Source organism: Pinisolibacter aquiterrae, assembly GCF_019160155.1.
Taxonomy (GTDB): Bacteria; Pseudomonadota; Alphaproteobacteria; order Rhizobiales; family Ancalomicrobiaceae; genus Pinisolibacter; species Pinisolibacter aquiterrae.
Genome location: NZ_JAFNIH010000027.1, coordinates 1 through 13,411, shown reverse-complemented (window position 1 = coordinate 13,411; position 13,411 = coordinate 1). Strand labels below are relative to the sequence as shown.

Sequence of the window (13,411 nt, the reverse complement as noted above, 5' to 3'; positions counted from 1 at the left end):
GGCGGTCATCCCTTCAGAGAAGTGAGCTGGTCGGCGTCGAGCGTGCCGAGCGTGCGGTGGATCTGGGTGCCGAGCACCCCGAGGATCACCACGGCGAAGATCGCGTCGGTGGCGATGCCGACTTCGACCAGTTCCGGCGCCTTGGCGGCCATCAGCGCCAGGGTCAGGTGCGAGCCGTTCTCCATCAGGCAGTAGCCGAACACCTGCTTGAGGATGTTGCGCTGCGTGACGATGGCGGCGAGGCCGAGGAAGAAGTGGGCGAGCGAGACGGCGAGCGCCGGCTTGGTGGCGGCGACCGCCGGCAGGCTGACGCCGGAGACGACCGCGAAGCAGAGCGCGAGCACCACCGCCGCCATCAGGACCGACACGGCCGGGGAGATGCGCTCGCCGGTTCCGAGCTTGGGATCGTCGAGCCGGCCGAACAGCCGGGTCATCAGGATCGGCACCAGGAGAACCTTGGTGACGACCGAGGTGCCGGCCCAGAGGTAGAGTTCGTGGCTGCCGGTGACCCCGGCGAGCGTCACGAAGATGCCGACCAGGACCAGCGATTGGAGGGCGTAGAAGAATGCCGAGGTGGTGGGCCGTTTCGCCGTGATCACCAGGAGCGAAGTGACGATCAGCAGGCCGGCGAGACCATTGGCGAGTTGCAGTCCGGACATGGGTCTCTCCTCCTCAACCGAGCCAGGCGGTGGCGACGAAACTCGAGACGACCGTCATGACGATCAGGATGCCGAGCACCAGCTTCATGGCGGCCGGCAGCGGCTGGGCGGCCGCCATCGTCTCGGACGGCTCGCCCGGAACGGTGCGTCCGACCCACTTCAGGAACCAGGCGAAGGAGGCGACGGACTCGAGCAGCGCGACGACGGTCAGCACCATGAGCACCGGATGGGTCGCGCCCACCTCGAAACCGCCGGCGAAGATCGCGAACTTGGAGAAGAAGCCGGAGAACGGCGGCACGCCGGTGATGGCGAGCGCGGCGACGACGAAGCCGACGCCGAGCACCGGGCTCTTCGCCAGAATGCCGCGCAGCACCGGCAGCATGCGGGTGCCCGCCGTGAAGGAGAGCGCGCCGGCGACGAGGAAGAACAGCGTCTTGGCGAAGGCGTGGTTGAAGATGTGGGCGATCGCGCCGTCGAAGGCGAGCTTCGAGCCGAACACCGACAGCGACAGACCGAGGAAGATGTAGGCGAGCTGGGTGATCGTCGAATAGGCGAGGAGCCGCTTCAGATCCGCCTGGGGTAGATACATGACGAAACCGTAGATCAGCGTCGCCACGGCCATGATCGACCCGACCCAGCCGATGATCTCCGGCACCTCGCCGGCCGACATCAGCGAACGGGCGAAGATGTAGACGCCGACCTTCACCATCGAGGCGGCGTGGAGATAGGCCGACACCGGGGTCGGCGCCTCCATCGCGTCGGGCAGCCACATGTGGAACGGCAGTTGCGCCGACTTGCCCCAGGCCGCGACCAGGATCGCCAGGAGGACGACGGTCTTCAGGCCCGCCGGCAGCCCGGCGAGCGCGCCGAGCGAGAAGGTGCCGGTGTCGAGGAAGAGGAGCGCTGCCGCCAGATAGAGGCCGAGCGAGGCGAGATGGGTGATGATCAGCGCCTTCAGCGCCGAGGCGAAGGGCTTGGGCTTCTCGTAATAGCCGATCAGGGCCCAGGAACAGGCGCCGGTGATCTCGAAGAACACCAGTTGGCCGATCACCGTGGAGGTGAAGACCAGCCCCGCCATCGCGCCGATGAAGACCAACAGGAAGGCCCAGAACCGGCGCCGGCCGATGTCGGCGTGCTCCCGATTGTCCTTGGAGAAATAGTCGCCGGAATAGATCGCGACGAGCAGACCGATCGCCACGACGGCGACGGCGACCAGGACAGAGACGGTATCGACGGCGAAGCCGAGGATCTCGACGTCGCCGAAGGCGATGACCGTCCGCGCGACGGTCGGCTTGCCGGCGGCGGCGAAGACCGCCGCCAGACCGAGGACGAAGGCGAGCGCGAGGCCCGCGAAGGCACGGCCGAGATGCTTGGCCACCGGCTGAGGCGAGAGCGCCACCAGGACCGCCCCGAGGAAGGGCGTGAGGATGGTCGCGAGTGCGAGGTTCAACATGTCTCTCTCCCGTCGCGGCTCACAGGCCGGCCAGATAGAAGACGAAGGCGAGCGAGGCGACGCCGACGCCGAGCCAGGTGTGGCGCGAGGTCAGGCGGAAGCGGGCGCGGGCGACGGCGTTCTCGACGATGCCGACGAGCCCGTAGATCACCGCGACCTTGATCGCGACGGCGAGGAAACCGATCACGAGACCCGTGACGGTCGGTTCGACCGCGGCGCCGAAGGGCAGGAACGTGCCCACGAACCACGCCACGACGACGAGCTGCTTCAGCGCCAGCGACCACTTCACCAGCGCCAGCGACGGGCCGGCATATTCGGTCAGCGGGCCTTCCTGCAGCTCCTGCTCGGCCTCGGCCATGTCGTAGGGCAGCTTGCCGAGCTCGACGTAGCAGGTGAAGGCGAAGGCGATCATCGCGAGGAGGGTCGCCGCGATCGCCCCGGTGCGGCCCTCGACGATCGCCGCGCCGATGTCGCCGAGATTGGTCGACCCCGCGAGCAACGCCGCGACGAAGAGCGCGAGCAGCATCGCCGGTTCGACCAGCACGCCGAGGGTGAGTTCGCGGCTGGCGCCGATGCCGGCGAAGGACGATCCGCTGTCGAGGCCGGAGAGCGCGAAGAAGAACCGCGCCAGGGCGAACAGATAGACCGTGGTGATCAGATCGCCGACGGCGGCGATCGGCGTCGCCCGCGTCAGGATCGGCAGTCCCGCCGCGATCACCAGGAGGGTCGCGGGCATGACGATCGGCATCAGGCGGAAGACGAAGCCGGAGGCCGGCGGACGCACGTCCTGACGGCGCAGCAGTTTGAAGAGGTCGCGATAGTCCTGGAGGAGGCCGGGACCGTGACGAGTGTGCATCTTGGCGCGCAGCGTCCGGGAGAAGCCGGAGGCGAGCGGGGCCGCGGCGGCGACGAGCAGGACCTGCGCCAGCGCCACGAGGACATATCCGAAGGTGGGCATGGGACGGCTCCTCAGCGAAGGGTCACGAGCACGAGCGCGATCAGCGCGGCGACGATGTAGAGGCAGTAGATGCGGAAATCGCCGCCTTGGATGATCTGCGCGCGGCGTCCGATCTCGCCGACGCCACGGGTCACCGGGGCGACCAGGGTGTCGTCGAAGGCGGATTCGGAGCGGCGAGCCGCCGCCACGAAACCGTCGAAGCGCCGATCGACCCATCCCTCGACCGCCGCCACGGTCTTGCGGATCGCGTAGAGCGGCCGGAAGAACATGCGGATCGGCTGAGCGAAGGAATGGGCGCTGACCGCCATGTGGCCGTCCGGCAGATAGCCGCAGGCCCAGGGCGCCTCACCGACGCGCGGCGCGCGGCGGGCGATTGCGAAGAGCGACCCGAGCAGCACCGGCAGCGTGGCGAGCCCGATCAGGAGCAGCGCGACCATCGGCGTGGAGAGCGCCGTCTCGCCGACGCTCAGCATCGCGCCGTCGACGAAGACGGTCGCCGGCTGGTTCAGGATCTGCGCCGAGGCGGACGCCAACACCGGCACCACCAGCGGCGCGGCGAGGCCGAGCACGATGCAGGCGAGCGCCAACGCGACCATGCCGATCACCATCGCGGCCGGAACTTCCGTCGCTTCGGCGGCCCGACGGCTGCGCGGCGCGCCGGAGAAGATCACGCCATAGGCCTTGACGAAGCACATCACCGCGAGCGCGCCGGTCAGAGCCAGGAGCGTGGCGGCGATCGGCGTGGCGAGCCGGGTGGCGAAGCTGCCGTCGAGGGCGGCGACGAACAGGCCCTGATAGGTGAGCCACTCCGAGACGAAGCCGTTGAGCGGCGGGATGGCGGAGATGGCGAGCGCGCCGATCAGGAAGGAGAGCGAGGTCCACGGCATCACTCGGCCGAGCCCGCCCATCTTCTCCATGTCCTTGGTGTGCATGCGGAAGATGACGGAGCCGGCGCCGAGGAACAGCAGCCCCTTGAACACCGCGTGATTGACGAGGTGATAGAGGCCGGCGGTCAGGCCGAGCGCGGCGACCACCGGATGGCCGGTCGAAAGACCGATCATGCCGGTGCCGACGCCGAGCAGAATGATCCCGATGTTCTCCACCGAGTGATAGGCGAGCAGCTTCTTGATGTCGTGTTCGGCGAGCGCGTAGATCACGCCCATCACCGACGAGATCGCGCCGAGGGCGAGCACCAGCAGTCCCCACCAGGCGACGCCCCCGCCGAGAAGGTCGATGCCGACCTTGACGATGCCGAACACGCCGATCTTGATCATCACGCCCGACATCAGCGCCGAGGCATGCGACGGCGCGGCCGGATGGGCGCGCGGCAGCCACACGTGCAGCGGGATCATCCCGGCCTTGGCGCCGAAACCGGCGAGCGCCAGCACGAAGGCGATCGAGGCGACCGCCTCGCTCGGATGATGGGCGCGGAAGGCGGCGAAGGAGAACGACCCGGCACTGTTCGCCATCAGGAAGAAGGCCGCCATGATCGCGACCGACCCGGCATGCGCCACCAGGAAGTAGAGGAAGCCCGCCGACACCGCCTCTTCGTTCTGATCGAAGATGACCAGGAAGTAGGAGGCGAGCGACATCATCTCGAAGAAGACGAGGAACCAGAAGGCATCGTCCGCCGTCACCACGAGTAACATCGAGGCGACGAAGAGATTGGTGAAGAAGCCCATCGCTCCGACGCCGCGGCCGGCGTATTCGCGCACATAGGCGAGCGAATAGATCGACGCGACGACGGTGAGACCGGAGATCACCGCGACCATCAGTCCCGAGAGCCCGTCGAGGCGCAGGGTGAAGGGCGCGAAGGGAAAGGGGCCACCCCAATCGACGGCGACCGGCGCCGCGCCGAGCGCGGAGAGGCCGGCGAGAAGGCCGAGAAGCCCGGCGAGCGCGCCGCCGAAACCGGCAGCCGCGATCGCCGCGCCGTCGTCCCGACGGAACACCAGGCTCGTGACCGCTGCGAGCGCATGGATCATCACGGCGCCGATGAGCATTTGAATGGCGTACATGATCAGTCGTGCTCCTCGATGGCAGGGAGCGTTCCGGGCAGACCGCGCGGGGCGGCCGTCTCGGACCGGCGGGTCGCGTTCGAACGGGAGAGTTCGCCGGCGCCGACCGCCCAAAGGGCATCGGTCGGACAGGCCCGCACGCAGGCGGGGCCGTCGGCGGCGAAATCGCAGAGGTCGCACTTCACCGCGACCGTCTTGACGCCGATGTCCCAGACGAGGATCGGGTCGAACCCGGCGGGCCGCCGCGGCTGCGGCTCGGCGACGCCGCCGACGCCGGAAATCGCCGTGCCCGACGGCGAGATCGCGCCGAAGGGACAGGCGAGCGCGCACATCTTGCACCCGACGCAGCGCTTCTCGTCGAGCACGACGGCACCGTTCTCGATGCGGATCGCCTCGACCGGGCAGACCCGCGCGCAAGGGGCGTCGTCACAGTGACGGCACAGGATCGGTGCCGATCCCCTCGCCGTCTTGGTCACCACGAGACGGGGCGCCTTCTGCAGCCCCTCCGCCTCATGGACCGCGCTGCAGGCGGCCATACAGGTGTTGCAGCCGATGCAACGTCCCGGTTCCGCGATCACGAAGCGGTTCATCAGCAACCTCCATCCGGCGCCGCCGCCCGGAGGGGCGCGAAGCCCCTCGCCCGAGGGATACGGCGCGATCGCGATGGGCGATAAGGAACTTCGATGATGCGATAACTATCGGCACATGAAGAACGTAAATCGAAGTATTCCATATCGACTATCCATCTTTATCGTCATTCGACGACCGAAACGAATAGGCAGAGTTCGCAGAATATTCCACGAAAAACTCTCATGTACGCATTGATACGATCTTTTTGGCAAAATTGGAATGTTGTCTATGCACATCGTCGAATGTCGTTACGAGAATGTACTTTGATTTACTTCTGTTCTCGGGCGATAAGAGAAGCCGATCACTCCACTCGGAGCCGGTTCGGCGAACCCGTGAGGTGCGCTGTGGATGCGTGAACGTTCAGGCCGCGAACCGTCGCCTCGGGACGCACGCACCGCGTCGCCCGTCGGCCTCGGTCCCCGCGGCGTCGGCCCCGGCCCGCCGGGGCCCGTCGGCCCCTCCCTCACCGACCCGTCCGGTCCACGAGGGACGACAAACGGCGATCCCGCCGACACGGTCGGGATCGCGGCGAGACCTGCTCGAGGAGTGATCGAGATGAACCGCTTCATCGTCGCCGAAGCATCGAAGTGCATCGGTTGCCGCACCTGCGAAGTCGCTTGCGTATTGGCCCATACGGGCAAGGAAGACGTCGAGGCTCTCGCGGGGCGGGAGTTCCACCCACGTCTGAAAGTGCTGAAGACGCTCACCGTCTCGGCGCCGGTGACCTGTCACCATTGCGAGGACGCCCCGTGCGTCAACGCCTGCCCCTCGCACGCGATCTCCTATCGGGACGCGACCGTCCAGGTGGATCAGTCGAAGTGCCTGGGCTGCAAGACCTGCGTCGTCGCCTGCCCCTTCGGCGCGATGGAGGTGATCAGCCGTCCCGCGATCCGCAGCTTCGCCGGCATCGTCGTCGCCGACGGCGTCAAGGCGGAGGCACACAAGTGCGACCTCTGCATCGATCGCGCCGCCGGCCCCGCCTGCGTCGCCGTCTGCCCCACCGACGCGCTCCACGTGATGGACGAGACGCGCCTCGCCGAAACTCGCGCCCGCCGCCAGCTGCGTTCCGCCCTCGAGGCGTCGAACGTGGATGCCGCGTGAGCCTTCCCCACCCCCTCACCCGAGGTCGAGATCCATGGAAAAGCACATTTCCGTCTGCCCCTATTGTGGATCGGGCTGCAAGCTCGCGCTCCTCGTCGAAAACGACAAGATCGTCGGCGCCGAGGCGCTCGACGGCGTCACCAACCAGGGCGAACTGTGCCTGAAGGGTTGGTACGGCTGGGACTTCGTCAACGACACCAAGATCCTGACGCCGCGTCTGAAGAGCCCGATGATCCGCCGCTCGCGCGACGCCGCCTTCGAGGCCGTGACCTGGGACGAGGCGATCGCCTTCACCGCCGGCAAACTGTCGGAGATCAAGAAGAAATACGGCCCCGATTCGATCATGCTGACCGGGTCGTCGCGCGGCACCGGCAACGAGTCGAACTACGTCGCCCAGAAGTTCGCCCGCGCCGTCATCGGCACCAACAACATCGACTGCTGCGCCCGCGTCTGCCACGGCCCCTCGGTCTCGGGCCTGATGGTGACCCTCGGCAACGGCGCCATGTCCAACTCGATCTGTGAGATCGAGGACACCGACTGCATCCTCTGCTTCGGCTACAACGCCGCCGACAGTCACCCGATCGTCGCCCGCCGCATCCTCAAGGCCAAGGAGAAGGGCGCCAAGATCATCGTCTGCGACCCCCGCCAGATCGAGACCGCCCGCATCGCCGACCAGTGGCTGGCGCTGAAGAACGGCTCCAACATGGCCCTGGTCAACGCCTTCGCCAACGTGTTGATCGACGAAGGCCTCTACGACAAGGAATACGTCGCCAACTACACGGAGGGCTTCGAGGAATACAAGAAGATCGTCGCCAAATACACGCCCGAATACGTCGAGGAGATCACCGGCCTGAAGGCCGCCGAGATCCGCCGGGCGATGCGCGCCTATGCCGGGGCGAAGACCGCCACCATCCTGTGGGGCATGGGCGTGACCCAGTGGGGTCAGGCCGTCGACGTGGTCAAGGGCCTCTCGGGCCTGGCGCTCCTCACCGGCAACCTCGGCAAGCCCAACGTCGGCGTCGGCCCGGTGCGCGGTCAGAACAACGTCCAGGGCGCCTGCGACATGGGCGCGCTGCCCAACGTCTTCCCCGGCTACTATTCGGTCAAGGACGACGAGGCCCGCGCCCGCTTCGCCAAGGCCTGGGGCGTGCCGAGCCTTCCCGCCGAGATCGGCATGTCGCTGACCGACGTGCCGCACGCCGCCGAGGAGGGCAAGCTCAAGGCGATGTACATCTTCGGCGAGGATCCCGCCCAGACCGAGCCCGATCTCGCCACCGTGCGCAAGGGCTTCGACGCACTGGAACTGATCATCGTCCAGGACATCTTCATGACCAAGACGGCGGCCTATGCCGACGTCATCCTGCCGGCGACCTCCTGGGGCGAGCACGACGGCGTCTTCTCCTCCGCCGATCGCGGTTTCCAGCGCTTCTACAAGGCGGTGAACGCCAAGGGCGACGTCAAGCACGACTGGGAGATCCACGGCCTGATCGCCAAGGCGATGGGATACGATGGGATCGACTACCATTCGACCGAGGAGATCTGGAACGAGCTGATCTCGCTCTGCCACCTCTACAAGGGAGCGACCTACGAGAAGCTCGCCGGTCTCGGCTACGTGCAGTGGCCCTGCACCGAGGTCGACAAGCCCGGCACGCCGTGGCTCTACGAGGGCAACGAGTTCCAGACCAAGTCGAAGAAGGGCCTGCTCTTCGCCGCCGAATGGCGGGCGCCGCTCGAGAAGATCGACGCCGAGTTCCCGCTCGGGCTCTGCACCGTGCGCGAGGTCGGCCACTACTCCTGCCGTTCGATGACCGGCAACTGCGTCGCCCTCGCCACCCTCGCCGACGAGCCCGGCTACGTCACGATCAATCCGAAGGACGCCAAACCCCTCGGCATCCGCGACCAGGAACTGGTCTGGGTGCAGTCGCGGCGCGGCAAGGTGATCGCCCGGGCGAGCGTCACCGAACGCACCAACGTCGGCGCCGTCTACATGACCTACCAGTGGTGGATCGGCGCCTGCAACGAGCTGACCATCCATCACGTCGATCCGATCTCGAAGACGCCGGAATACAAATTCGCCGCCGTCCGCGTGGAGCGGATCGCCGATCAGGCCTGGGCCGAGGCCCATGTCGTCCAGGAGTATTCGGCGCTGAAGCGGCGTCTCGCCGACGCGGCGAAGCCCGGAGACGTCGCTCCGGCGAAGATCCGGGCCGAGCCGGTGCCGGCCTGAGCCGCCGCCGGCGGACCCCGGCGCGCAAGAACCGAGCCGACGGGTCTCACCCGCCGGTTCCGAACGCCGGCCGATCCGGACCGCCCCTCGGATCGGCCGAGACGTACGAACGCGACGACCGTTCGAACGACGACGTCGGACCCCGGACCTCGCTTCCCCGCGAGCCGGGATCCGAACGTCCGGAAAGGAAGAGACATGCACGAGCTGACGCTCTGCGAGGCCCTGCTCGACCTTCTCGACGACGAGAAGGCGCGCCGAGGCTTCCGCGCCCTCAGGCGCCTCAAACTGGAGATCGGCCGCTTCGGCTGCATCGACCCGGACGCCCTCGTCTATGCCTTCGACGTGACCACGCGAGACACTTGGCTCGACGGCGCGAAGATCGAGGTCGATCGCCGGCCGGGCCGCGCCCGCTGCCTCGACTGCGGCGCGGACGTCGAGGTGCCCGATCGCCTCGCCGACTGCCCCCGCTGCGGCGGCCGACGGCTGATGCCGACCGGCGGCGACCAGATGCGCCTCGTCGAAATGGAAATCGTCGCCTGAGCGCCCGCGACCGAACCGAGAAGGACACCGTCATGTGCCTCGCCCTGCCGATGCGGATCGTCGAGATCGAAGACCGAGAGGCGAGGACCGTCCGCATCCTCCCCGATCGGACCATCGCCGGCGACCGCGCCGGCGCCGAGATCGTCTCCGCCGCCCTGATCGCGGCCGATCCCGACGAACTCGACGCGCTCGTGGGAACCTGGGCCGTCGCGCACTCCGGCTTTCTTCTCGCCTGCCTCGACGAGAACGACGCCCGTTCGCGTCTCGCCCTCTTCGCCGCCATGGACGACGAAACGGTCGGCGCGGCACGGACCCGGGCCCGGTGAAGCGATCGGCAGCACCCACCGGGCGCCGATCTGCAACGACCGAGGGAGATTCCGAGGCTGACGAACCGAGGCCGAGCTGTTATTTAGACATTCGTCGTATTCGGCGACATCGCAACCCACTCAGGGTCGCGGATCATCGACGAGAAGACCGCAGAGCTGCATCTCATGTATGAGAAACTCGAATTTCTTCTCGCCCTGGCGCGGGAAAAACACTTCGGACGCGCGGCGCAGGTCTGCGGCGTCTCGCAGCCCAATCTTTCCGCCGCGATCAAACAATTGGAGTCCATTCTCGGCGTCCCGCTGGTCGATCGCGGCGCGCGCTTCCTCGGCTTCACCCCCGAGGGCGAACGCGTGCTCGAATGGGCGCGGCGCATCGTCGGCGACACCCGCGCCATGCGCGCCGAGGTCGAGACGATGAAACAGGGCCTGACCGGCCATCTCCGCCTGGCGGTGATCCCGACCGCCCTTCCCGTCGTCTCCTGCCTCACCGCCGCCTTCTGGAAGCGGCATCCCGGCATCAAGCTCACGGTGTCCTCGCACACCTCGACCGAGGTGCTGTCGATGCTCGACAATCTCGAGGCCGACGCCGGCATCACCTATCTCGACAACGAACCACTCGGGCGCATCTCCGAGGTGCCGCTCTATCGCGAGCGCCACCATCTGGTGACGGCCGAGGGCAACCCGTTCTTCGATCGCCCCACGGTCTCCTGGGAGGAGGTCGCCGGCCTGCCGCTCTGCCTCCTCAGCCCGGACATGCAGAACCGCCGGATCATCGATCGAACCTTCGCCGAGATCGGCTGCCGGGTCGATCCTCTGCTCGAGACCAGCTCGATCGTCGTCATCGCCACCCATGTCCGCGCCGGCTATTGGGCGACGATCATGCCGCGCCTGATGGCCGAGGAGATGTGCCTGCCGCCGCACGTCCGCACCATCCCGCTCGTCGCCCCGGAGGTGGCCAATCTCGTCGGCCTCGTCGTCGGTCACCGCGACCCGCAGCCGCCGCTCACCGCCGCGCTGGTCGCCGAAGCGCGCACCCTCGCCCCGACCCTCTCGTCGCGATCGTGAATCCGGCCGGCTCGCCGGCGTCGCCACGATCGACCGGGAGGCGGTGGACGCGAGGCCCCGGGCGGTGGCCCGGCCGTTCCATGGGGACATCCGCGCGAGACGGCGCGGCGAACTCGCCCCGTCCCCCCGTCCTTTCTCCTCCGTCGGCGCCTCGCTCCGTCGGAGGACCCGACCGCTGGTTACCGCCTTGGTCTCGCCGTCCTCCGTCGCCGCTCGGTTGGCGCCCGAGCACCTCTTGATCATGCATTCAACCTGCATCTCTATGTTGGTGAGAGGGGCGCCCGCGACCGCGAGTCCCGCGCGTATCAGGGACCGAGCGGCCTCGAGGGCTCGTCGGCAATGCCGGGTTTCTCTCCCCGGCGGTGCGGACGGACCTGATGCTCACGACCTACGGCCGAGCCTTTCCGGTCGAAACACGCGACACGGGGATCGGCGCGAGCCGCCGTTGCGTCCCTTTCCCGCCGTGGCGGGGCGGCAGGGCGTTCGATGCTTCGCGCTTCCGTCGGGTCTGGCCGCAACCGGCATGGCCAGAAAGGTCTGCGACGTTCCCGAGAACCGCCGTCGGGCTCCGGGGCGCCCCCGCTGCGCCCGTGGGACCACCCGGAAGACATGGCCGACGCGGTCGTCATTCTCGATGAGCCGGAAGCGGCCTTCATCACGGACTTGGATCTGCCGGCCGACGGCGGCATCCTGCCGACGCCGCTGCGGGCGACGAGGTCCGGAACCGGACACGGCCCCGTCGCCGAACGATGCCCGCGACGGCACGACATCGCCCACATCCGTCTCCTTCAACCGGGGAAATCACATGGCCTCCGACAAGATCATCATTTCCTGCGCCATCACCGGATCGATCCACACGCCGTCGATGTCGCCGCATCTGCCGGTGACGGCGGCCGAGATCGCGGCTTCGGCGCTGGAGGCGGCCGAGGCCGGGGCGGCCATCGTCCATCTGCACGCCCGCAATCCGATCGACGGGCGCCCCGACCAGAGCCCCGAAGCCTTCGAACCCTTCCTGCGCACCATCAAGCAGTCGTCGAACGTCGTGGTGAACCTCACCACCGGCGGCTCACCCTACATGTCGGTCGAAGAGCGTGTGAAGCCGGCCGCGGTGTGGCAGCCGGAGGTGGCGAGCCTCAACATGGGCTCGATGAACTTCGGCCTCTTCCCCATGCTGAAGCGCAACACGGAGTTCCGCCACGACTGGGAGAGGCCGATGCTCGAGGGCTCGCGCGATCTCGTGTTCCGCAACTCGTTCAAGGACATCACTTATGCGCTCGAAACCCTGAACGCGACTGGCACCCGCTACGAGTTCGAGTGCTACGACACCAGCCATCTCTACAACCTGCATTATTTCTGGAAGGAGGGCCTCGTCCAGGCGCCGCTCTTCATCCAGACCTGCTTCGGACTGCTCGGCGGCATCGGCTCGCATCCCGACGACGTCATGCACATGAAGCGCACCGCCGACCGTCTCTTCGGCGACGCCTATCGCTGGTCGGTTCTCGCCGCCGGCCGGGCCCAGATGACCGTCGCCGCCATGGCCGCCGCGATGGGCGGCAACGTCCGCGTCGGGCTCGAGGACAGCCTGTGGATCGGTCGCGGGCGGCTCGCCGAGAGCAATGCCGAACAGGTCCGGCAAGTCCGCCGGATCATCGAAGGCCTCGGTCTCGAAGTCGCCACGCCCGACGAAGCGCGGAAAATTCTATCGCTGAAAGGCGGCGATCGGGTCGCCTTCTGACCTCGATCGAAGGCTTGCCGCGGGTCGCGGAACCGGGACCCGCGCGGAACCCGACCAAAGCCCGACCAGCCCCCCCTGAATCGGATCGACGCCGAGACCGGCCATCAGACGGGAGCGGCGTCGGTCTGTTCGTCCGCCAGGAACCAAACGGCACCTTCGACGCATCGACGACGATCGGCGTCGGATCCAGCGCGACTGGAGCAGGCGACGCGTCCTACGCCAGGCTTCACCGGGATGAGTCCGTACCGCGTGCGAGGAGGATCGAGGCGGGGCTACCGCTGGACTGGCTCAGGTATGGACTGGACCTCGGAAGGTCATAGACATGCGTTCCACATACTTTTATAAACCATTGAGCCGTACTTCTGAGTTGCCATTTCCGGCTCGTCGGGCCTGCGGCGTTTGGCGGGCTCGGTGCAGCTCCGACGACTGCGGCCGTTTCACCTTTCAGCTCGTCTGCGCGCCGTCTCCTCGCGCTTACCGTCGGCATCCCCTCGCCGCCACCCCGCGATCTCCCTTCCGCCGCCAGAACGCGCAAAGCCCCCGGTGTGATCACCGGGGGCTTTGTTTTGATTTGGTTGCGGGGGCCAGATTTGAACTGACGACCTTCAGGTTATGAGCCTGACGAGCTACCGGGCTGCTCCACCCCGCGGTAAGGGTATCGGTTCGAGCGTCGCCTTTGGGGCGGGAGCGAACCTGGAG

Annotated in this window: 11 protein-coding genes and 1 tRNA gene; 6 read left to right on the top strand and 6 right to left on the bottom strand. The window is 67.5% G+C overall.

Annotation, left to right across the window (positions count from 1 at the left end):
* Positions 1 to 5: 5 nt before the first annotated feature.
* Genes hyfE through J3S89_RS10965 form a run of 5 tightly spaced genes read right to left on the bottom strand, consistent with a single transcriptional unit; the run spans position 6 to position 5,678 of the window.
* Positions 6 to 659: a hydrogenase 4 membrane subunit gene (gene hyfE / locus J3S89_RS10985; RefSeq protein WP_217927591.1), complete on the bottom strand. Its 654-nt coding sequence runs from the start codon at positions 657 to 659 to the stop codon at positions 6 to 8.
* 13 nt (positions 660 to 672) lie between these two features.
* On the bottom strand, positions 673 to 2,112 hold the full coding sequence (locus tag J3S89_RS10980) for a hydrogenase 4 subunit D (protein ID WP_217927590.1): 1,440 nt from the start codon (positions 2,110 to 2,112) through the stop codon (positions 673 to 675).
* Between the two features lie 19 nt (positions 2,113 to 2,131).
* Positions 2,132 to 3,070, bottom strand: a complete 939-nt coding sequence (locus tag J3S89_RS10975; protein ID WP_217927589.1) for a respiratory chain complex I subunit 1 family protein — start codon at positions 3,068 to 3,070, stop codon at positions 2,132 to 2,134.
* A gap of 11 nt (positions 3,071 to 3,081) precedes the next feature.
* Positions 3,082 to 5,088: a hydrogenase 4 subunit B gene (hyfB, locus tag J3S89_RS10970; protein ID WP_217927588.1), complete on the bottom strand. Its 2,007-nt coding sequence runs from the start codon at positions 5,086 to 5,088 to the stop codon at positions 3,082 to 3,084.
* A gap of 2 nt (positions 5,089 to 5,090) precedes the next feature.
* Positions 5,091 to 5,678, bottom strand: coding sequence for a 4Fe-4S dicluster domain-containing protein (locus tag J3S89_RS10965; RefSeq protein ID WP_217927587.1), 588 nt, complete (start codon positions 5,676 to 5,678; stop codon positions 5,091 to 5,093).
* Between the two features lie 595 nt (positions 5,679 to 6,273).
* On the opposite strand from J3S89_RS10965, the gene J3S89_RS10960 reads away from it, so the two are divergent.
* The 6 genes from J3S89_RS10960 to kce all read left to right on the top strand — a co-directional run bounded on the left by J3S89_RS10960 (position 6,274) and on the right by kce (position 12,712).
* Entirely contained in the window at positions 6,274 to 6,819 is a 546-nt protein-coding gene (locus tag J3S89_RS10960; protein ID WP_217927586.1) for a 4Fe-4S dicluster domain-containing protein, read from the top strand.
* Positions 6,820 to 6,853: 34 nt separating this feature from the next.
* Positions 6,854 to 9,046 carry a formate dehydrogenase subunit alpha gene (fdhF, locus tag J3S89_RS10955; RefSeq protein ID WP_217927585.1) on the top strand — a complete coding sequence of 731 codons (2,193 nt, stop codon included), beginning with the start codon at positions 6,854 to 6,856 and terminating at the stop codon, positions 9,044 to 9,046.
* A 195-nt stretch (positions 9,047 to 9,241) separates the two neighbouring features.
* Complete coding sequence (hypA, locus tag J3S89_RS10950) at positions 9,242 to 9,586, top strand: hydrogenase maturation nickel metallochaperone HypA (protein WP_217927584.1); 345 nt, start codon at positions 9,242 to 9,244, stop codon at positions 9,584 to 9,586.
* A 32-nt stretch (positions 9,587 to 9,618) separates the two neighbouring features.
* Positions 9,619 to 9,912 carry a HypC/HybG/HupF family hydrogenase formation chaperone gene (locus J3S89_RS10945; RefSeq protein WP_217927583.1) on the top strand — a complete coding sequence of 98 codons (294 nt, stop codon included), beginning with the start codon at positions 9,619 to 9,621 and terminating at the stop codon, positions 9,910 to 9,912.
* 165 nt (positions 9,913 to 10,077) lie between these two features.
* Positions 10,078 to 10,977, top strand: coding sequence for a LysR family transcriptional regulator (locus tag J3S89_RS10940; RefSeq protein ID WP_217927582.1), 900 nt, complete (start codon positions 10,078 to 10,080; stop codon positions 10,975 to 10,977).
* Positions 10,978 to 11,782: 805 nt separating this feature from the next.
* Positions 11,783 to 12,712: a 3,5-dioxohexanoate:acetyl-CoA acetone transferase gene (kce, locus tag J3S89_RS10935; protein WP_217927581.1), complete on the top strand. Its 930-nt coding sequence runs from the start codon at positions 11,783 to 11,785 to the stop codon at positions 12,710 to 12,712.
* 572 nt (positions 12,713 to 13,284) lie between these two features.
* Here kce and J3S89_RS10930 read toward each other — a convergent pair.
* A tRNA-Met gene (locus J3S89_RS10930) sits at positions 13,285 to 13,361 on the bottom strand.
* Positions 13,362 to 13,411 lie beyond the last annotated feature (50 nt).

Coding starts and splice junctions, on each gene's coding strand:
- hyfE (WP_217927591.1), bottom strand. CDS start 659: ATGTCCGGACTGCAACTCGCCAATGGTCTCGCCGGCCTGCTGATCGTC.
- J3S89_RS10980 (WP_217927590.1), bottom strand. CDS start 2,112: ATGTTGAACCTCGCACTCGCGACCATCCTCACGCCCTTCCTCGGGGCG.
- J3S89_RS10975 (WP_217927589.1), bottom strand. CDS start 3,070: ATGCCCACCTTCGGATATGTCCTCGTGGCGCTGGCGCAGGTCCTGCTC.
- hyfB (WP_217927588.1), bottom strand. CDS start 5,088: ATGTACGCCATTCAAATGCTCATCGGCGCCGTGATGATCCATGCGCTC.
- J3S89_RS10965 (WP_217927587.1), bottom strand. CDS start 5,678: ATGAACCGCTTCGTGATCGCGGAACCGGGACGTTGCATCGGCTGCAAC.
- J3S89_RS10960 (WP_217927586.1), top strand. CDS start 6,274: ATGAACCGCTTCATCGTCGCCGAAGCATCGAAGTGCATCGGTTGCCGC.
- fdhF (WP_217927585.1), top strand. CDS start 6,854: ATGGAAAAGCACATTTCCGTCTGCCCCTATTGTGGATCGGGCTGCAAG.
- hypA (WP_217927584.1), top strand. CDS start 9,242: ATGCACGAGCTGACGCTCTGCGAGGCCCTGCTCGACCTTCTCGACGAC.
- J3S89_RS10945 (WP_217927583.1), top strand. CDS start 9,619: ATGTGCCTCGCCCTGCCGATGCGGATCGTCGAGATCGAAGACCGAGAG.
- J3S89_RS10940 (WP_217927582.1), top strand. CDS start 10,078: ATGTATGAGAAACTCGAATTTCTTCTCGCCCTGGCGCGGGAAAAACAC.
- kce (WP_217927581.1), top strand. CDS start 11,783: ATGGCCTCCGACAAGATCATCATTTCCTGCGCCATCACCGGATCGATC.